The sequence below is a fragment of the Streptomyces sp. MGP-BFMKR1 genome (genome assembly GCF_057766585.1).
Map to the genome: position 1 here is coordinate 3,075,825 of NZ_CM173408.1, position 18,633 is coordinate 3,094,457.

Here is an 18,633-nt window from a genome sequence, read left to right on the forward strand (position 1 = left end):
GGGTCGGGTCTCGTCGGGTGGGGCTGGTGCGGGGCCGGCCGCCCCGCGCGGCATCAGATGGCGATCTTGGACATGCGGCGGATCAGGAAGAAGCCGATCGCGTAGAGGGTGAAGGCGCCCACGACCGCGGCCTGGCCCCAGAACGAGGAGGTCATGCGCTCGATGGAGCCGGTCGACACGTTGTCCACGAGCAGCAGCGTGCCGACGCCCATCAGCGGCACCACGTACGCGGTGACGGTGACCTGGGAGAGCTGGGTGCGCACCTCGCGGCGGGTCTCCTTGCGCTCCTCCAGGGTCTGGGTGAGGTTGCGCAGCGAGCTGACGACGGAGCCGCCGGCGCGGTTGGCGAGCACCAGCGTGGTGACCAGGACGACGAGTTCGCGCGAGGGCAGCCGGTCGGCGAGTTCGGCCAGCGCGTCCTCGATGGAGTGCCCGACCGCGAGCTTGTCCGCCACCTTGGCCAGCTCCTCGCCCGCGGGCGCCTCCATCTCGTCGGCGGCCAGCCCGAGGGCGGTACGCAGGGCGAGTCCCGCCTGGGTGGCGTTGGCCAGTATGCGCGCGAGTTCGGGTAGTTGACTGATGAAACGCTCAATGCGCTTTTGCCGTTGCCAATTCAGGAAAGCGAATGCTCCCCAGACGGTGACGACGGCGGCGATGGGCCCGAAGAACGTGGCGAGCGTGGCCTGTGCGATCAACCAGAGACCAATCGCCGTTCCCGCCATGTAGACGAAGAATTCACCCGGGGTCAGGTCGAGGCCCGTCGCCGTCAGGCGCAGTTCGATGGCGCGGCCGAGCCGCGTGCCGCGCAGCCTGCGGTCCACGCCGGCGAACCGGCGCCCGCGCCCCGGCGGCGGCGCGCCCTCGGCGTCCGCGAGCCGCCGCACCAGCGACTGGTGCCGGGCCCGGCCGGTCGCGTACGCGTGCACGCCCGCGACGCCGAGCGCCCCGCACAGCAGGCTCGCGCCGACCGTCAGCGTGGCCAGGTCGTCCATCGGTGCCTCCTCGCCCCTCTCGTTTCCCGTCGTACGTCCCGTCGTACGTCCTGTCGTACGTCCCGTCGTGATGCGCGCCGGACTTCCCGTCGCCCCGGCCGTCGCCCCGGCCGTCGCGCCCTCGGTGTGGTCATCCGCGGCGCGCCTGGCGGGTGATCAGCTCGTTCGGGAAGGCGGCGACGCCGAACGCGGGCGGCACCGCCTCGTTGGCCAGCCGCAGCCGCTCCGCGGTGCGCTCGGGCACCGGACCGTAGCCGAACCGGCCGCGCACCACCCGGTCGGCGCCCATCGGCTCGGCGTCGAACCGGCAGACGGTGGTGATCCGGTAGTCCTCGTGGCCGTGCGAGTCGAGCAGGCCGATCTCGCTGACCCGGCGCGAGCCGTCCGCGTTCCGTACGAGCTGCACGATGCAGTCCACCGCGCTGTTGATCTGGTCGTGCAACGCCTCGTACGGGATGGCCACGTCCGACATCGAGGCCAGCGTCTGGAGCCGCATCAACGCGTCCTCGGCGCTGTTGGCGTGCACGGTGGCCAGCGAGCCGTCGTGGCCGGTGGACATGGCCTGGAGCATGTCGAGCGTCTCGCCGCCGCGGACCTCGCCGACGATGATGCGGTCGGGCCGCATGCGCAGCGAGTTGCGCACCAGGTCGCGGATGGTGATCTGGCCGTTGCCCTCGACGTTGGGCGGCCGGGACTCCAGGCGGATCACGTGGGTCTGCTGGAGCTGGAGTTCGGCCGCGTCCTCCACGGTGATGATCCGCTCGCCGTCCGGGATCAGCCCGGACAACGCGTTGAGCAGCGTCGTCTTGCCGGAGCCGGTGGGCCCGGAGACCACCACGTTGAACTTGGCCCGCACCAGCGCCGCGAGCAGCATCAGCATGTGCTCGTCGAGCGTGCCCATGCCGATCAGCTCGTGCAGGGTGTAGGCGCGCGGGAAGCGGCGGATGGTGAGGGTGGCGCCGTCGAGGGCGAGCGGCGGGATGATGACGTTGACCCGCTCCCCGGACGGCAGCCGGGCGTCCACCATCGGGTTGGACTCGTCCACGCGGCGGTTGACGGTGGACACGATCCGCTCGATGGTCTGCATCAGTTGCTCGTGCGAGGCGAACCGCACCGGCACCCGCTCGACCCGGCCCGCGCGCTCCACGAAGATCTGGTCGGGCCCGTTGACCATGATCTCGGTGATCGAGGCGTCCTCCAGGAGCGGTTCGAGGACGCCGAGGCCGAGCGCCTCGTCCACCACGCGGCGGATGAGCTGGGCGCGCTCGGCGGTGGAGAGCACCGGGCCCTCGCGGCTGATGATGTGGCCGAGGACGCGTTCGAGCCGCGAGCGCCGCTCGCCCGCGGCGAGCGCGGACATCTCGGCGAGGTCGATCTCCTCCAGGAGTTTGGTGCGGTAACTGGCGACCAGGTGGCCGTTCTCCCGCTGCTCACCGGTCGGCTCGGGGGCCACGATGCGCGCCCGCAGGCTCATGGGGTGCTCCTCGAACGTGGACGGGGGTGATGGGGGTGATGGGGGTGGCGGACGTGGCGGACGTGGCAGACGTGACGGAAGCGGCCCGGGCGCCGGCGGGTGCGGGCCGCGGTGGGCGTCGGGTGCGGCCGGCCGGGGTGGCGGGCCGCGCGCGGGTGGCCGGGGTGGCGGGCCGCGCGCGGGTGGCTACTCATCGCCGGGCGCCGGCGGGTCGGCGGGCTCCGGGCGGCGCATGGTGGCGCTGCGCCGCGCGTCGCCGAAGTCCACGCCGGGGATGATCGAGGGGATCTCGATGGTGGCCGTGGCGTGCGCCTCCGTACCCCCGCTCACCGAGATCTGCGCACCGTCCGCGAGCCAGCCGCTGATCGCCGCCTGCCCGGCCGACTCCGGGCTGGCCTCGGGGTCGTCCGCCGTGGCCGTACGGGCCGCCGCCCGGGCCGCGGTGCCCGCCTGCTGCACGGTGTACGCGGCGATCCCCAACTGCACCACGGCGAGCCCGACGGCGAGCAGGATCGGCAGGAAGCCGAGGAACTCGACGGCCACCGAGCCGGCGTCCCGCCGCCGCTCCTCGGCGCGGCGCCGGCAGCGCCCCCGGCCGTGCGGTGGGTGGCTCGGTCGGCCAGCCCCCCGCGCCGCCGTGCCATCCCGCCGCGCGCCCTCCCGCCGCGCCGCGCCCGCGCGCCGTGGCGCCGCGCCCGGGGCCCGTAGCCCGGCCCGTACCCCGCCCCGCCGCCCGGCCCGTGGCGTCTCGTCGTCGCGCATCGTGTCGTGCCTGCCGCCGCGCATCGCTCACTCCTCCGCCGCCGCGCCCGCCGTGCCGGTGACGGTCCAGGGGAAGTCCCCCGCGCCGGGGAAGAGCACCGGAACCTTGATCCGTACCGTGGCCCGCACCAGGCCGCCCGAGGTCGGGCAGGCCACCGACGCCGACTCGCGCCAGGCGCCCGGCAGGTCGCGCAGGGCCGCCTCCTGGCAGGCCCCGGCGCCGCCGCTGTCGCGCGCGGCGGCGGCCCGGGCGCCACGGTCGGCCGAGTTGCCGGCGAGCGAGTAGGTGTAGCCGATCAGCGCGCACTGCCACAGCACGGCCAGCACGATGAGGATCACCGGGACCATGCCGAGGAACTCGACCGTCACCTGTCCCCGGTCGCCCCCGCCGCGCTTGCGGAACCGGCTGGTCGGCACCTGGGCCAGCGCCTCCGGCCCGGTGCCGGCCGCGCCGTGGCCGCCGTCCTGGCCGCCCGGGGCCCGGCCGGCGCCGCCGTCGCCGGGGCCGCTCTGGCCGCCGCCCGGCAGCGCGCGGCGGCGCCGTAACCCGGTCGGGGAGCGGTCGGCGTGGCTGCCCCGGCCGCGCTGCGCGGCGCCGGCGTCGGCCGGTGTTCCGGTCAGGCCGAGTTCGCCGGCCAGGGTCCACAGCGCCTGTCGGACGGTCGACTTGGCGTCCAGGTCCTGCATCCGGCCGGAGTCGATGGCCGGTTGCAGCTCCTTGAACGCGGCCGGCACGGTGGTGCGCGCCGCGCGGGTGCCGGTGGCCCGCTCGACCAGGCTGGGCTGGATCTCGCCGCCGCGCGTGTGCCGGTTGACGACGGTGGTCGTCTCCTCCGCCTTGCGGATCTGGAGCCGGTCCCACAGCCGCGCCATGCGCTTGGCGGCCCGCACCGCCACCACGTCCGGCGTGGTGACCAGCAGCGCGCTGTCGGCCAGTTCGATCGCGGCGCTGTTGGCGGAGGTCATCTGGGTGCCGCAGTCCACGATGACCAGGTCGTACCGGGACCGCAGGGCCGTCATGGCCTGCCGGGCGACCAGGTCGGTGACCTCCTCGCCGCGCTCCCCTTCGCCCGGCGCGAGCAGCAGCCCGAGGCCGCTGGGGTGCTGGAACACCGCCTCCTGGAGCACCCGCGCCGTGATGTCGCTGATCTGCGCTAGGTCGGCGATGGAGCGGCGGAACTGCACGTCCAGGTACGAGGCCACGTCGCCGGACTGGAGGTCCATGTCGACCAGGACCACGCCCCGGCCGGCGGCCCGCGCGGCGAGCGCGAGGTGGACGGCCGTCAGCGTGGTGCCCACGCCGCCCTTGGCGCCCGCGACGGTCACCAGGCGCCCGCCGGGCCCGGCGGCCAGCGCCTCGCCCCCGCCGCCGAGGTGGCGCCGTACGCCGAGCGCCCACTGGGCGGCGGACTGGGTGCGGGCGGCGAGTTCGTCGTAGGAGGGGGGCAGCGCGCAGATGCCGCGCGCGCCGGCGTCCATGGCCGCCGAGTACAGCGCGGGCCCCGCGTCCGCGGTCACCAGGACCACGCCGACGGCGGGGAAGCGCAGCGCGACCTCGCGGACCAGTTCCAGGGCGGGCACCGGGCCGATGTGCTCGTGGACCAGGACGACCTCGGGCAGTTCGTCGACCGCGGCGGCGGCGAGCTGGGCCAGGGTGTCGAGGAGCGCGGTCGAGTCGCCGAGCGCGGGGAACGGCTCGACGCCCGGGAGTTGGCTGAGCAGCCCGCCCAGGGATCGGGCCAGGTCCGCGTCCCCGACCGTCGGGAGGATTCTGATCGTCATCGAGCCACCGCCTCCTGCTTCTTCCGGCTTCGTCGGACCGCTACCGGTCGCCGTCGAGGGTGTACGTGCGCTCGTCCGGCGCGATGTCCGCGTCGCCGCCGGGCGCGATGAGGGCGAGGCGTACGTGGGAGGCGAAGGACTCCGCGTAGGCGACGCGCTGGGCGTCCTGGGTGTCGAGGGCGAAGGTGATCGGCACCGCCTCGGTCTCGCGCCGCCTGCGGTCCCGGTCGTCGCCGTCCGGCTCCAGGGCGGTGAGCTTGCCGACGTCGATGACGCGCGCGCCGGCGACGATCACCTTGGAGGTGGGCTTGGCGCCCTCGCGCTCGCCGTCGAAGGTGGCGTAGATGTTGACCCGCGCCCCCGGGTTGATCTTGCCGGCCACGCCGGTGGCCGCGTCGATCATGATGGCGATCTCCTGCTGGCCCGGCTGGAGCGCGGGCCGCTCCACGATCATGTCGGCCTGGAGCAGCGAGCCCTTGCGCAGCGGCGTGACGGCGATCTTGCCGCGCAGGTCGCCCAGGTCGGTGACGGCGGTGTCGGGCAGCCAGCGCTCGGGCATCGAGACCTTCTCGAACGAGCCGGCGTCCAGCGCCTTGTAGGCCGGGACGTCCGAGGTGAGGCGGTACGCCGTGGTCTCCGGGCCGACCTTGGACTGGACGTCGTTGATGACGGAGAGCACTCCGATGAACGCGCCGACGGCGCACAGGACCGACAGGACCAGGAGGATCACTCCGCGGCGCTGGCGTGCATTCATGAAGACCTGGGACCTCGTTCGGGGGCGTGGTGGCGGGAGGCGGGGCGGCGGCCGGCGCCACGCGCGGGGCGCCGCGTCGGCCACGGGTCGGCGGGCCGGGAGCGCGGGGACGCGGGGCGGGCCCGGTGGTGGGGTGGTGGGCTCAACGCGCCGCCAAGGCGGGCCGGGTGCGTGGACGCGGTGCGGTCAGGGCGCGCGGGGCCTCGTCGCGCAGCAGCGGCGAGGAGCAGAACGCGCACCGGTCGCCGATGAGTTCGAGGCCGCACCAGTGGCACTCCTCGCGGCGCACGGAGGCGACGAGTTGGTAGAGCACCGACGGGTCGGGGATGGCCGCCGCGAACTCGGCCACCCGGGGCGTGCCCCACCAGCGGGCCGACTCGGCCGGCAGCGGCACCTCCTGCACGCCGCTGACCTGCCAGGCGGCGGCGAGCGACGAGGTGATCCACTCCGCGTGCGGCTGGCCACGGGCGATGGTGAGCTGGGTGGTGAAGCCGGGGGCCGGCGGATCGGCGTCGCGGCCGACGGTCACCACGTGCGGCGTGGGGTGGCTCAGCACGCCGAACTGGCTGCCCGGCACCCAGGACCGTACGTGCGCGGCCATGCTGACCTGCACCTTCTCCAGTCGGGCGACGCTGCCGAGTTGGGCCCCGGCGTAGATGTAGTGGGCGAGCAGGCGGGCCGCGCAGGCCAGCACCCCGGGGCTGAAGTCGGCCATCGAGAGTTGGCGCAACTGACGGGCCAACACGGCGACGGCCAGCGGCGGCAGATCGATGGGGAGCAGCGCTATCCGGTCGCTCTCCAGGACCGCGCGCACCGTGTGCAGTCGGCGGACCAGCGTGGGCGCGGAGGCGGCCGGGAACAGCGCGATGAGGTAGCCCCGCTGGTCGAGGAGGGCGGCGGTGTCGGAGACGGCCGCTTCGAGGGGTTGGTTTTCGGGCGCCTTGAGGACGACGGCCGACGGGGTCTGCCCGTCGGGCGGCGGGAGCACCAACTCGGGGCTGGTGAGGGCAATCGCACAGGTCACGTCAGCTCCCGTCCACTGAGGGCCCCCACCCGTCCACGCCTGCCGGCCCGCGCGGCGCGGCGCTCTCGTCACGGACCGATACCGTCCGCTGCTTCCCCGTACAGATGCCTCAGCACTTTATCCACGAATGCCGCGGCTGAGAACAGTTCCCCGGGGTTATCACGGGCCTTGGCACCGGGAGTTCACGCGGGACCGCTCCGCGCGTCACGGACCGGCCCCGTCCGCCGGCCCCGCGCCCCGGTTCCGCGCGCCACCCACTGGCCCGAGCGCCGCCCCGCGTCTTCCGCACGCCGCTCCCCTCTCCCGGTGCGCGCCCGCGCCCCGCTCCCCCGTACGCAGTCCCCCGTATCGCGCGCCGTACTCCTCCCGCCCGCCCCCGTCCGCCCCCGCGGCTCCCGTACGCCCGCGGCGTGCGCCCGGTGGTGCGGTGACGGCCGGCGCGCCCGGGGGCGTTCGGCGCCGTCGTCGTCGGCCGGTCCCGCGCGCGGCGCGCCCGCGCCCGCGGGCGTCGCGTACGGCGTCGGGTCCCTGCGCACACCCTTGACAAGGGCATTGGTCTGGACCAGTCTCACGCCCAGCGGTGGCCACCGTCCCCAAGCCCCTCCTCCCACACTTCCCCACGGAGGCAGTCAGTGGACCGTGCACTACGCGACAGGCACACCAGAGGCAGACGGTGGTCCGCCGGCCGCAGGCGGATGAACCGGGGGTTGGCGTCGGCAGCCGCGACCGCCCTCGCCGCCTCGGCGCTCGTCGCCCTCGGCGGCGGTGGCGCGCAGGCCGCCGCCGAGCCCAACCTCATCCAGAACCCCGGCTTCGAGGCCGGCCTGAACAACTGGACGTGTTCCGGCGGCAGCGGCAGCTCCGCCGCCAGCCCGGTGCACGGCGGCGCCTCGTCGCTCAAGGCGACCCCGGCCGGCGCCGACAACGCCAAGTGCTCGCAGACCGTGAGCGTCCAGCCGAACTCGGCGTACGAGCTGAGCGGCTGGGTGCAGGGCGGCTACGTCTACCTGGGCGCGAGCGGCACCGGCACCACGGACGTCTCCACCTGGAGCCAGGCGGCCAACGACTGGAAGCAGCTCAGCACCAAGTTCACCACCGGCCCGAACACCACGTCGGTGACGGTCTACACGCACGGCTGGTACGGGCAGCCCGCCTACCACGCCGACGACCTGACGTTGAAGGGCCCCGGCGGCGGCACCCCGGGCGAGGAGGTGCCGGCGGCGCCGGCCGGCCTGGCCGCGTCCGCGCCCACCTCGTCCTCGGTCACGCTGAGCTGGAACCCGACCAAGGGCGCCACCGGCTACCACGTCTACCAGGACGGCAAGCGGGTGCAGGCGGTCAGCGGCACCTCGGCCACGGTGACCGGGCTCTCGCCGGCCACCTCGTACAAGTTCCAGGTCACCGCCACCAACACGGCCGGTGAGTCGCCGAAGTCGGCCGAGATCACCGCGACCACGACCGCGGGCGGCGGGGACGGCGGCACCGTGCCCAAGCACGCCGTGACCGGCTACTGGCAGAACTTCGACAACGGCGCGACCGTGCAGAAGATCAGCGACGTGCAGAGCCAGTACGACATCATCGCGGTCGCCTTCGCCGACGCCACGACAACCCCGGGCGCCGTCGACTTCAACCTGGACCCGGCGCTGAAGTACAGCGAGGCCCAGTTCAAGGCCGACATCAAGGCCAAGCAGGCGGCCGGCAAGTCGGTCATCCTCTCGGTCGGCGGCGAGAAGGGCACGGTCTCGGTGGGCAGCGCGACCGCGGCCACCAACTTCGCCAACTCGGTCTACGCGCAGATGCAGGAGTTCGGGTTCGACGGCGTCGACATCGACCTGGAGAACGGGATCAACCCGACGTACATGACCCAGGCGCTGCGCGCGCTGTCCGCCAAGGCCGGCCCTGACCTGGTCATCACGATGGCGCCGCAGACCATCGACATGCAGTCCACGTCCGGCGGCTACTTCCAGACGGCGCTGAACATCAAGGACATCCTGACCGTCGTCAACATGCAGTACTACAACAGCGGTTCGATGCTCGGCTGTGACGGCAACGTCTACTCGCAGGGCACGGTGGACTTCCTCACCGCGCTGGCCTGCATCCAGCTCCAGGGTGGCCTCAAGCCGTCGCAGGTCGGCCTCGGCCTGCCGGCCTCGCCGCGCGGCGCCGGCGGCGGTTACGTCTCGCCGACCGTTGTCAACAACGCCCTCGACTGCCTGGCCAAGGGCACCAACTGCGGGCGGTTCAAGCCCTCCACCACGTACCCGGACATCCGCGGTGCGATGACCTGGTCCACCAACTGGGACGCGCTGGCCGGCAACGCCTGGTCCAACGCGGTCGGCCCGCACGTGCACAACCTGCCGTAACGGCCACGGCCCGCGACCCGCTCCGGGTCGCGGGCCCTCCGGGGGCGGCACCCGTCGCGGGCCCGCCGCGACGCCCGGGCGTCGCCGCCCGCGGCGCGCCGCCGCACGGTCCGCACACCGTGCGGCGCCCGCCCCACCGGCCGTGTCGCCCAGCCGCTCCCCCGCGGCGGGCGGCACGGCCGCCGCCGTTTCGGCGGGCGCCGGCGCGCGCCCGGGAACACGCGCGGGTCCGGCCCGCTACCAGGGCAGCTCGCGCACCTGCTGCACGCACAGCACGAGGAAGAGCAGCCCGGCGGCGACGAGCATGCCGTTGCTGAGGAGGCCGTTGCGCCACTCGCGGGGCGTACGGGAGGAGTTGAGCAGCCACAGCAGGGTGAGCGCGAGGAAGGGCATGAAGAACGCGCCCAGCACCCCGTAGACGATCACCAGGCCGAACGGCTGGTCCAGGAAGAGCAGGCTGATCGGCGGGAAGGTCAGCCACAGCAGGTACAGCCGGAAGGGCAGCGAGCGCTCGTGGCGGCCGATGGTGCCCGGGCCCGCGGCGGGGGCGGCCTCGGCGGGGGCGGCTCCGCCGGCCGCGGCCACGGCACCGGCCCGGTAGTGCTCGACGAAGTCGGCGACCATCACGCTCACCCCGTGCCAGACGCCGACCAGGGAGGAGAAGGAGGTGGCGAAGAAGCCGACGAGGAAGAGCTTGGCGGTGCTGGTGCCGTACCGCTCCTCCAGCACGTCACCGAGGTCGATCAACCCCCTGTCGCCCTTGTGCAGGGCGATGTCGGCGGAGTGCAGCAACTCGGCGCCGACGATCAGCATGGTGACGACGAAGACGCCGGTGGTGACGTACGCGACTCGGTTGTCGAGCCGCATCGTGCGCATCCACGAGCTGTCGGTCCAGCCCTTGGCGTTCACCCAGTAGCCGTACGCGGCCATCGTGATGGTGCCGCCGACGCCGCCGATCAGGCCGAGCGTGTAGAGCAGCGAGCCGTCCGGCAGGGTGGGGGCCAGGCCGGCGAAGGAGTCCCCGAGGTTCGGGCCGACCCGTACCGCGACGTAGACGACCACCACGAACATCACGCCGACCAGCACCGTCATGACCTTCTCGACCACCGCGTACCGGCCCCACCACACGAACGCGAGGCCGACCAGGCCGGTGATCACGCCCCAGGTCTTCAGGCCCAGGAAGTCGGGGAAGAGGGCCACCAGCGGCAGGGCGCTGGAGGACATGGCGGTCGCCCCGTAGACGAAGCCCCAGACGACCACGTAGCCGATGAAGTACCAGGTGGTCCACGGGCCCAGGGTGCGCCAGCCGTGGAAGAGGGTGTGCCCGGTGGCCAGGTGCCAGCGGCCGACGGCCTCGGCGAGGGAGATCTTGACCAGACAGCCGATGACCGCGGCCCACAGCAGCGTGTAGCCGAACTTGCTGCCCGCGATCAGCGTCGCCACCAGGTCGCCGGCGCCCACGCCGGTCGCCGCGACCACGATGCCGGGCCCGACGGCCCGCCAACGGGAGGCCGGTGGGCGTCCGGTGTGGGCTTCGCCGCTGTCCTTGGTGCGCGTCATCCATGGCCTCCGCACTCGCCCCCGATGGTGTGCGGATCAGGACACCCTCCGGCACCCGATCGCACAAGAGGGCGCGCGACGGGTTGACATCCGCAATGGTCTGGACCACCTTGTACCGCAAGCTCAGGGGCCCCTGAAAGCGCACCCGCACCACTCCCCCCATCTCTCTCCCCCCACGGAGGCAGTCGTGGTACGCGCACGATCAGGCATCTCCCGCAGCGGGCTGCTCGGCTCGCTCGCCGCGGCGGCGTTGGTGACGGCCGGTTTCGTCGCCCCGGCGCAGGCAGGCGCCGCCGAACCCGCCGCGTCCGCGCAGGCGGGCCCCGCCGCCTCGGCCCGCGCGGCGGTACCCCAGCACGCCGTGACCGGCTACTGGCAGAACTTCGACAACGGCGCGACCGTCCAGAAGCTCAGCGACGTGCAGGACGAGTACGACATCATCGCCGTCGCCTTCGCCGACGCCACCGGCAAGCCCGGCGCGGTGGACTTCACCCTCGACCCGGCGCTGGACTACACCGAGGAGCAGTTCAAGGCCGACATCAAGGCCAAGCAGGCGGCCGGCAAGTCGGTCATCATCTCGGTCGGCGGCGAGAAGGGCGCGGTCTCGGTCAGCGACGACGCGTCGGCCGACGCCTTCGCCGCCTCGATCTCGGCCCTGATGGACGAGTACGGCTTCGACGGCGTGGACATCGACCTGGAGAACGGGCTCAACTCCACGTACATGACCAAGGCGCTCAAGGCGATCCACGCGGCGCACAGCGGCCTGGTGGTGACGATGGCGCCGCAGACGGTGGACATGCAGTCGCCGCAGGGCGAGTACTTCAAGACCGCCCTTGCCATCAAGGACTTCCTGACGGTCGTCAACATGCAGTACTACAACAGCGGTTCGATGCTCGGCTGCGACGGCAAGGTCTACTCGCAGGGCACGGTGGACTTCCTCACCGGCCTCGCCTGCATCCAACTGGAGAACGGCCTCGACCCCTCGCAGGTCGGCCTCGGCGTCCCGGCGTCCCCGCGCGCGGCCGGCGGCGGGTACGCGGCGCCCAGCGTGGTCAACGCCGCCCTCGACTGCCTGACCAGGGGCACGAGCTGCGGCACGTTCAAGCCGGAGAAGACCTACCCGGGCCTGCGCGGCGCGATGACCTGGTCCACCAACTGGGACGCCAGCAACGGCGACGAGTTCTCCTCGCAGGTCGGCAAGCACGTGCACGGCCTGCCGTAGCCGGCCCCCGGCCCGGCGACGACAGCCGGCCGCCGGGCCGGCGCGACCCGACGGGCCGGGTGTGCGACCAACTGGCGGACGCACACCCGGCCACCGCCCCACCGGCGCCGCCCCAGCGATCCACGCTGGGGCGGCGCCGGCGCGTGCGGGCCTGGCGCGCCCCCGGGCGGGCGCGCGTACGGGGGGGGCGACGAGCGCCGGGGCCCGTACGGCTACGAACGGTGTCGCGTACGGAACCGCGGCTCAGCCGGCTTGCAGGGTGCGGCGGAGGAGGGGGAGCAGGCGGTCCCAGTGGAGTTGGAGGCCGGCGGGGTGGAAGGCGGAGGTGTCGGACATGGTGAAGCCGTGGACGGTGCCGGGGTAGGTCTCGATGGCGTGGTCCACGCCGGTGGCGTCCAGGGCCCGGGTGAGATCGGCCAGCGCCTCGGGCGTCAGGTCGCCTTCCGCGAGGCCGAAGTGCACCTCGGCGGTGAGCCGGCCCAGCAGCCGGTGCGGGCTGTCGGCCTGGTCGGTGACCAGGAGCCCGGGGTGGAACCCGGCGACGGCGGCCACCCGGTCCGGGTGGGCCGCGGCCGTGCGCAGGGCCAGGGAAGCGCCCATGCAGTAGCCGATCGCGCCGAGCGGCCCGGCGCCGACCTCGGGCTGGGCGGCGAGGAAGGCGAGGTAGGCGTCCGCGTCGCGCGTGACGCGCTCGGCGGTGTGCGCCTGGACCACCGGCATGATCTGGTCGAAGAGCCCGGCCCGCTCCGCCTCCCCGATGTACGGGGGAAGCTCGACCACCGGCGCCTGGCCGTGCCGGTAGAAGATGTTGGGGACGAGCACGTAGTAGCCGTGGTCGGCCAGTTGGCGGGCCTTGTCACGCAACTCGGGCCGCAGTCCGAAGGCGTCCGCGTACAGCAGCACCCCGGGGTGCCGCTCGCCGTCGTCGGGGTAGGCGGCGAAGGCGTCGGCCTGGCCGTCCTGGGTGGGAATCCGAACCGTCGTGCTGGGCATGGCGTCTCCTGTCGTGGTTGATCTGTCGAAGCTGTGATCAACACGACGGAGGCGGGGCCCGCGCGGCGGAGCCGACTCCTCGGTGGGGTGACGGGCCCGTGTCGGGCCGCGCGGCGCTCAGCGGAGCACCGGGTCACCAATCCGTGTGTGGCGCGAGGCCGTCCCGGTAGTCATCGCCGAGCAGCCTAACCTCCCGCGTTCGCGCCGGGGCCAGCGCCCCCGCCCGCGCCGTGGCTCGCGCGCCGGCGCTACCTGGGCCGGCGTCCCCAGGCCGGCCCGGGCGTGGGGGGTCTCAGGGCGTGGGGCCCAGGGCGTGGAGGTCAGGGCGTGAGGGCCCAGGGCGTGGGGGTAGCGCCACCCCGGCACCGGGCCCTGGCGCCACCCCCGGGCGGGGCTCCGCCGGTTGGGCAACACCCGGCCCGCGCCGCGATCGTGGCGGCAGCAGGTCTTCCGCCCGCCCGGCGGCCGGCTGCCCCGCGCGGCGTGGGGCCGACCAACCACCGGGCGCGGGGAAGGCGCGTCCGTAGCTCACGGAGGGGGAACAGTCATGGATCGTCCCGAGAAGCGTGCCCTCGCGCGCCGTACGGTGCTGACCGGCACGGCGGCGGTGGGGGCGGGGCTCGCGTGGGGAGGCGCCGGCCCCGCCGGTGCCGCCGGCGCCGCCGGGCGAGGCCCGGGGCTCGCGCAGGAGGTGGTGGACGCCGAAGCGGCGCGCCTGGAGCGTGCGTTGCTCGCGCTCCGGCGCGACCTGCACCGGCACCCCGAGCCGCCAGGGTGCGAGCGGCGCACCGCCGGCGTGGTGGCCCGGGAGCTGCGGGCGGCCGGGCTCGCCGTCACCACCGGGGTGGGCGGCCACGGCGTGGTCGGCGTGTTGCGGGGTGCCCGGCCGGGCCGGACCGTGGCGTACCGGGCGGACATGGACGCGGTCCCGCCGCAGGACATCGTCGGCGGCGGCCCAGCCCCCGCCCACCTGTGCGGCCACGACCTGCACACCACGATCGGCGTCGGGACCGCCCGGGTCCTGGCGCGCCTTCGGCACCACCTGAGCGGGACGGTGGTCTTCCTCTTCCAGCCCGCCGAGGAGTCGCTGTCCGGGGCCCGCGCGATGATCGACGCGGGCGTGCTCGACCGTACGGGCGTGGCGGAGATCCACGCGCTGCACTGCGGGCCCTTCCCGGTCGGCCGGTTCGCCACGACGGCGGGGTACGGGCTGCCCGGGCAGGACCGGGGCGAGGTGGCGCTCGCCGGCCCGGACGCGCCCGAGGCGGCGCGCCGCCTGGCGGCCGAACTCGGCGCGCTGGCCACGGTCGCGCTGCCCGACGGCCCGGCCGACCTGGAGCGGCTGGTCGCCGACGCCCTGACGCCGGCCGGCCCGCTGGCCCGGTTCGTGGCCCTCCAGGCCAGGGTGCGGGAGGCCACGGTGGGCGTGTCGTACCGCTGTTGGCCGCAGGAGCGGTACGTCGAGGTGCGGGCGGACGTCCGGCGGATCGCCGCGTCCTACCCGGGGGCCGCGGTGCGTTTCCCGGACGATCCGTTCCCGGCGATGGTCAGCCCGAGGGCCGAGGGCCGCGCGCTCGCCCGCCACCTGCGCGGCGCGTTCGGCCGGTCCGCGGTCAGCACGCTGCACGCCGCGTTCCCGCCGTTCAGCGGCGAGGACTTCGCGCTCTACCTGGACCGGGTCCCCGGCACGTTCACCTTCCTCGGCGTCCGCGCCCCCGGCACCCCGATCACCGCCGGCTATCCGCACTACCCGGAGTTCACCCCGGACGAGCGCGCGATCGGCCTGGGCGTACGGGCGATGGCGGGCTGGCTCGCGCGTCGCTCCGCCCGCGCGTAGCCGGGGCGCCTCCCCTTGCACGGCCTTATGGATAGTGGCACTATCGAAATATGGATAGCGGCGCTATTCATCGCGTCAGCGAGGGACTGGGGGATCGCCATGAGCAGGACACCGATATCCGGGCGGGTCACGACCGCGGCCGAGGGGGACGTGGTGGTCTTCCTCATCGGCATGCGGATCAACCGGTGGCGGGCGGTGCGCCACTGGCCGCCCGTTCTCGCCGCCATGCCCCGCATGCTCCGGGAACTGTCCCGCGACAGGAGCCTCGGCATGCTGGGGTACCGGGCGTACACGGCCGGGCCGCGCACCTACACGGTCGTCCAGTACTGGGAGTCGCGCGAGAAGCTGCTCGCGTACGCCTCGGCCGCGCAGCGGCAACACCACCCCGCCTGGGCGGCGTTCAACCGCCGCGCGCGCGGCGCCAAGGGCGCCGTCGGCATCTGGCACGAGACGTACCTCGTGCCGGCCGGCTCGTACGAGGCGATCTACCACGCCATGCCGCCGTTCGGCCTCGGCGAGGCGCACGGGGTCGAGCCGGTCGCCCGCCGGGGTGAGCGGGCCGCGCAGCGGCTGGCGGGCTGAGGGCGTGGGGCGCCCCCTCCGCCGGGGCGGGGCTCGGGCGGCCCGCCCCTGCCCCGGCGGCCCGCGCTACGGCTTGGGCAGCGTGCACTCCGGCAGGCTCAGGTCGACCTTGTTGCCGTCGGCCACGCAGCGGGTGATCTGGTACGACTGCTGCGCGTAGTTGATGCCCTTCCGGACGGTGACCTTGCCGTTCTCGTCCACCTCGCACGGGTTGTTGTCCGTGCAGCGGCCACCGGACTCGTTGCCGGTGTTGTTGACGGCGATCACCGTGCCGGTCGCGGTGTCCACGACGGGCGAGCCCGAGGTGCCCCCGATGGTCTGGCACGCGGGCGTGTAGCGCACCGAGTCCTTCCAGGTCCACCGACCCTCGCGCAGCTCGTGCACGAAGCCGTCGACGGAGCAGGTGTACTGCTTCTTCCAGTAGCCCGACACGACGCTGATGGCGGTGCCGGCCTTCGGGCGCTCGGCCGCGAGCGCCAACGGCTTGACGCCGAACCGCTCCTTGATCTCCGCGTACGTCGCGTCCACCTCGTACAGCGACACGTCGGTGTCCGTCATCGTGGCGTACGCGACCTTCGTCGCACGCACCGTGCCCGCGTCGCCGGCGCGCGCGTCGAGGAGCGTGAAGGTGCGGCTCGACGGGCGGTCCACGACGACCTCGCCGGGGGCCGGGAAACCGCCCTCCAGGCAGTGGCCGTTGGACATGACCAGGGCCGGGTCCCGGTCGGCGGAGTCGGGGAGCTTGACCACGGCGCCGGAGCAGTTGCTCAGCGCCACGGTGCCCTCGAAGGTGACGGCCTTCGGCCGGGGCTTCGGCTTGGGCTTGGCCTTGCCCTTCTCGTGGGTGGGGGTCTCGGCGGTGGCCGTCGCGGCGGCGTCGGCCGACCGCGGACCCGCCTCGGTGGCGGCCGTCGCCGACGACGCGCCCACGCTCACGAGGGTCGCGCCGCTCAGGGCGAGGGCCGCGAGCGTGCCTATGAGGCTTCGGTTCATGTGGGGGGTTCTCCCTGTCCAGAGGGCCAGAGGTGTGGCGGAACACGTACGGACTTGACGTGCACATCCTCAGTGCCAGGCCGCCCCGCGACAATGCCCCGCCCCGCCCGACCGGGCCCGCGGCGGCTATCCGCCACCTCTTGACCGTGTCCCGACATGCGTCAACCATGAGCGGGACGCCCGGGTCGAGGCCACGGGCGTCACACCCCCCACCCGTCGCACTGGAACCCCAGGAGTGCACCATGCGACCGCGCACCCGCGGCCGGCGGACCACCGCCGTCGCCGCGCTCATCACCCTGGCCCTGGCGGCCCCCATCGCCGCCCAGGCCCAGGAACCCGACTCCCCCCGCCACCCCACGACCGCCGAACGCGCCGCCGACGCCGTCCCCCGCCAGCACGAGGTACGCGGCGCCGACACCGTCGCCGCGCGCACCCTCATCGCGAGCACCGGCGTCACCGTGGACGAGGTACGCCGCGACGCGGTCGTGATCACCGCCCACCCCGACCAACTCCCCCGCGTACGCCAACTCGGCTACACCACCGAGGAGTTGGCCGGTCCGCCGAAGCGCGGCGGCGCGGCGCCCAAGGCCGGCGCCCGCGACTTCCCGTCCGAGGACGCGGGCTACCACAACTACCGCGAGACGCTGGCCGAGATCGACGCGGCGGTCGGCAGGCATCCGGACACCATGGCCAAGAAGGTCATCGGCACGTCGCACGAGGGCCGCGACATCGTCGCCGTGAAGATCAGCGACAACGTCGCCAAGGACGAGGCCGAGCCGGAGGTGCTGTTCACCCACCACCAGCACGCGCGCGAGCACCTGACCGTGGAGATGGCGCTGTACCTGATCCGCGAGTTCGGCGACAAGTACGGCAGCGACGACCGGATCACCAAGGCCGTGGACGGCCGCGAGATCTGGATCGTGCCGGACGTGAACCCGGACGGCGGCGAGTACGACATCACCGGCGGCCAGTACCGGATGTGGCGCAAGAACCGCCAGCCCAACAAGGGCACGACCGCCGTCGGCACCGACCTCAACCGCAACTGGAACTACCAGTGGGCCTGCTGCGGCGGTTCGAGCCCCAACCCGCGTGACGAGACCTATCGCGGCCCGGCCGCCGAGTCCGCCCCCGAGGTCAGGGTCGTCGCCGACTTCGTCCGCAGCCGGGTGGTCGCCGGAAAGCAGCAGATCAAGGCCGCCATCGACTTCCACACCTACGGCGAACTGGTGCTCTGGCCCTACGGCTACACCGAGGACGACACCGCCGACGGCATGACCCAGGACGACCACGACGTCTTCGCCACCTTCGGCAAGGAGATGGCCGCCACCAACGACTACACCCCCGAGCAGGCCAGCGACCTCTACGTCACCGACGGCTCGGCGGACGACTGGATGTGGGGCGCCCACAAGATCTTCACGTACACCTTCGAGATGTACGGCGGCAACGACGGCTTCTACCCGCCCGACGAGGTCATCGCCCGCGAGACCAGCCGCAACCGCGAGGCGGTCCTCCGGCTCACGGAGAACGCGGACTGCATGTACCGGGCCATCGGCAAGGAGGAGCAGTACTGCGCGGCTGGCTGAGGCGGTCGCTGCACTTACGACGGGCGGGCCGGCCGGCTGCGGAGTCGCGCTCAGCGAGCCTTGGACTCATCGCCGGACGGTTCCTGAACGGGGGCCGTCCGGCGGTCTGTTGGTGCGATGGCCAGGGGCTCGGAGGCCCCATCAGAGCGACGCAATCATGGAAACGGCCATCACGCACAGGACGGCCAGGAACATGAACAGGCCGAAGAACAACCCGCAGTAGCCTCCCGACGACCTGACGAACTGGCCCGAGCCGTCGAGATATCCCGCCGACGGGTTGCCGAGGGCATCGGCCATCTCCGCCTCCTTCGGAGCTTCCGGCGGATAGATGACCACCACCCGGGTGTTCACCGGCACGTCCGAGAAGTGCGTCATGAGAGTGGAGACGAACCTCACCACGTTCCCCTCGCGGTCCGTGAACTCCACCACCGGGCTGAACCTGTTCGCTCGCAGGCTCGACCCCGCGTCCACGACGACCGACCGGATCTCATGCCCGACCACCGTGCCGGTGGCGGGTATGCCACGAGCCCGGAAGGTATCCGCCTTCTGCTCGTCTTCCCTTCTGAGCCACAGGCAGATCGCTCCGGACAGGACGGCCGCGGACACGAGTCCCAGCAGCTCCGGGTCAACTCCAGAAGAATCCGGCACAGTAGCCTCTTTGATGCGGCGTGGGTGGACGATCCGTCCAGGACGAGTGGTTCAGCGAAGAGAG

The 18,633-nt window shown here is 73.5% G+C and carries 15 protein-coding genes; 5 read left to right on the forward strand and 10 right to left on the reverse strand.

Annotation, left to right across the window (positions count from 1 at the left end):
* Positions 1 to 53 precede the first annotated feature (53 nt).
* From AC3CHW_RS11445 to AC3CHW_RS11470, 6 genes are all read right to left on the reverse strand, one after another.
* Complete coding sequence (locus AC3CHW_RS11445; protein ID WP_459247396.1) at positions 54 to 992, reverse strand: type II secretion system F family protein; 939 nt, start codon at positions 990 to 992, stop codon at positions 54 to 56.
* A 130-nt stretch (positions 993 to 1,122) separates the two neighbouring features.
* Positions 1,123 to 2,466 (reverse strand): TadA family conjugal transfer-associated ATPase, encoded by a 1,344-nt coding sequence (locus AC3CHW_RS11450; RefSeq protein ID WP_398611631.1) that lies wholly within the window; start codon positions 2,464 to 2,466, stop codon positions 1,123 to 1,125.
* A 186-nt stretch (positions 2,467 to 2,652) separates the two neighbouring features.
* Complete coding sequence (locus AC3CHW_RS11455) at positions 2,653 to 3,252, reverse strand: TadE family protein (RefSeq protein ID WP_488470365.1); 600 nt, start codon at positions 3,250 to 3,252, stop codon at positions 2,653 to 2,655.
* A 3-nt stretch (positions 3,253 to 3,255) separates the two neighbouring features.
* Positions 3,256 to 5,010: a CpaE/TadZ family protein gene (locus AC3CHW_RS11460; RefSeq protein WP_488470366.1), complete on the reverse strand. Its 1,755-nt coding sequence runs from the start codon at positions 5,008 to 5,010 to the stop codon at positions 3,256 to 3,258.
* A 40-nt stretch (positions 5,011 to 5,050) separates the two neighbouring features.
* Positions 5,051 to 5,764 carry a Flp pilus assembly protein CpaB gene (gene cpaB / locus AC3CHW_RS11465; RefSeq protein WP_488470367.1) on the reverse strand — a complete coding sequence of 238 codons (714 nt, stop codon included), beginning with the start codon at positions 5,762 to 5,764 and terminating at the stop codon, positions 5,051 to 5,053.
* Between the two features lie 142 nt (positions 5,765 to 5,906).
* A complete protein-coding gene (locus AC3CHW_RS11470; RefSeq protein WP_488470368.1) occupies positions 5,907 to 6,788 on the reverse strand; it encodes a hypothetical protein in 882 nt (293 codons plus the stop codon).
* A gap of 695 nt (positions 6,789 to 7,483) precedes the next feature.
* Here AC3CHW_RS11470 and AC3CHW_RS11475 point away from each other — a divergent pair.
* Complete coding sequence (locus AC3CHW_RS11475) at positions 7,484 to 9,151, forward strand: chitinase (protein WP_488470369.1); 1,668 nt, start codon at positions 7,484 to 7,486, stop codon at positions 9,149 to 9,151.
* Positions 9,152 to 9,388: 237 nt separating this feature from the next.
* Here the strand turns inward: AC3CHW_RS11475 and AC3CHW_RS11480 are convergent, their stop codons facing one another.
* Complete coding sequence (locus AC3CHW_RS11480) at positions 9,389 to 10,711, reverse strand: Nramp family divalent metal transporter (RefSeq protein WP_488470370.1); 1,323 nt, start codon at positions 10,709 to 10,711, stop codon at positions 9,389 to 9,391.
* Between the two features lie 187 nt (positions 10,712 to 10,898).
* On the opposite strand from AC3CHW_RS11480, the gene AC3CHW_RS11485 reads away from it, so the two are divergent.
* A complete protein-coding gene (locus AC3CHW_RS11485; RefSeq protein WP_398611625.1) occupies positions 10,899 to 11,933 on the forward strand; it encodes a chitinase in 1,035 nt (344 codons plus the stop codon).
* Between the two features lie 243 nt (positions 11,934 to 12,176).
* Here AC3CHW_RS11485 and AC3CHW_RS11490 read toward each other — a convergent pair whose 3' ends face one another.
* Positions 12,177 to 12,926 (reverse strand): dienelactone hydrolase family protein, encoded by a 750-nt coding sequence (locus AC3CHW_RS11490; protein WP_488470371.1) that lies wholly within the window; start codon positions 12,924 to 12,926, stop codon positions 12,177 to 12,179.
* A 547-nt stretch (positions 12,927 to 13,473) separates the two neighbouring features.
* Here AC3CHW_RS11490 and AC3CHW_RS11495 point away from each other — a divergent pair.
* Positions 13,474 to 14,763, forward strand: a complete 1,290-nt coding sequence (locus tag AC3CHW_RS11495) for a M20 metallopeptidase family protein (RefSeq protein ID WP_488470372.1) — start codon at positions 13,474 to 13,476, stop codon at positions 14,761 to 14,763.
* 99 nt (positions 14,764 to 14,862) lie between these two features.
* Positions 14,863 to 15,345, forward strand: a complete 483-nt coding sequence (locus AC3CHW_RS11500) for a DUF4188 domain-containing protein (RefSeq protein WP_488470373.1) — start codon at positions 14,863 to 14,865, stop codon at positions 15,343 to 15,345.
* Positions 15,346 to 15,411: 66 nt separating this feature from the next.
* Here AC3CHW_RS11500 and AC3CHW_RS11505 read toward each other — a convergent pair whose 3' ends face one another.
* The gene (locus tag AC3CHW_RS11505; RefSeq protein ID WP_398611621.1) at positions 15,412 to 16,338 is read right to left on the reverse strand and encodes a S1 family peptidase; all 927 of its coding nucleotides are present in this window, start codon (positions 16,336 to 16,338) and stop codon (positions 15,412 to 15,414) included.
* 242 nt (positions 16,339 to 16,580) lie between these two features.
* On the opposite strand from AC3CHW_RS11505, the gene AC3CHW_RS11510 reads away from it, so the two are divergent.
* Entirely contained in the window at positions 16,581 to 17,921 is a 1,341-nt protein-coding gene (locus AC3CHW_RS11510) for a M14 family metallopeptidase (protein ID WP_488470374.1), read from the forward strand.
* Between the two features lie 141 nt (positions 17,922 to 18,062).
* Here the strand turns inward: AC3CHW_RS11510 and AC3CHW_RS11515 are convergent, their stop codons facing one another.
* Positions 18,063 to 18,569, reverse strand: a complete 507-nt coding sequence (locus AC3CHW_RS11515) for a DUF3592 domain-containing protein (RefSeq protein WP_488470375.1) — start codon at positions 18,567 to 18,569, stop codon at positions 18,063 to 18,065.
* Between the last annotated feature and the right edge of the window lie 64 nt (positions 18,570 to 18,633).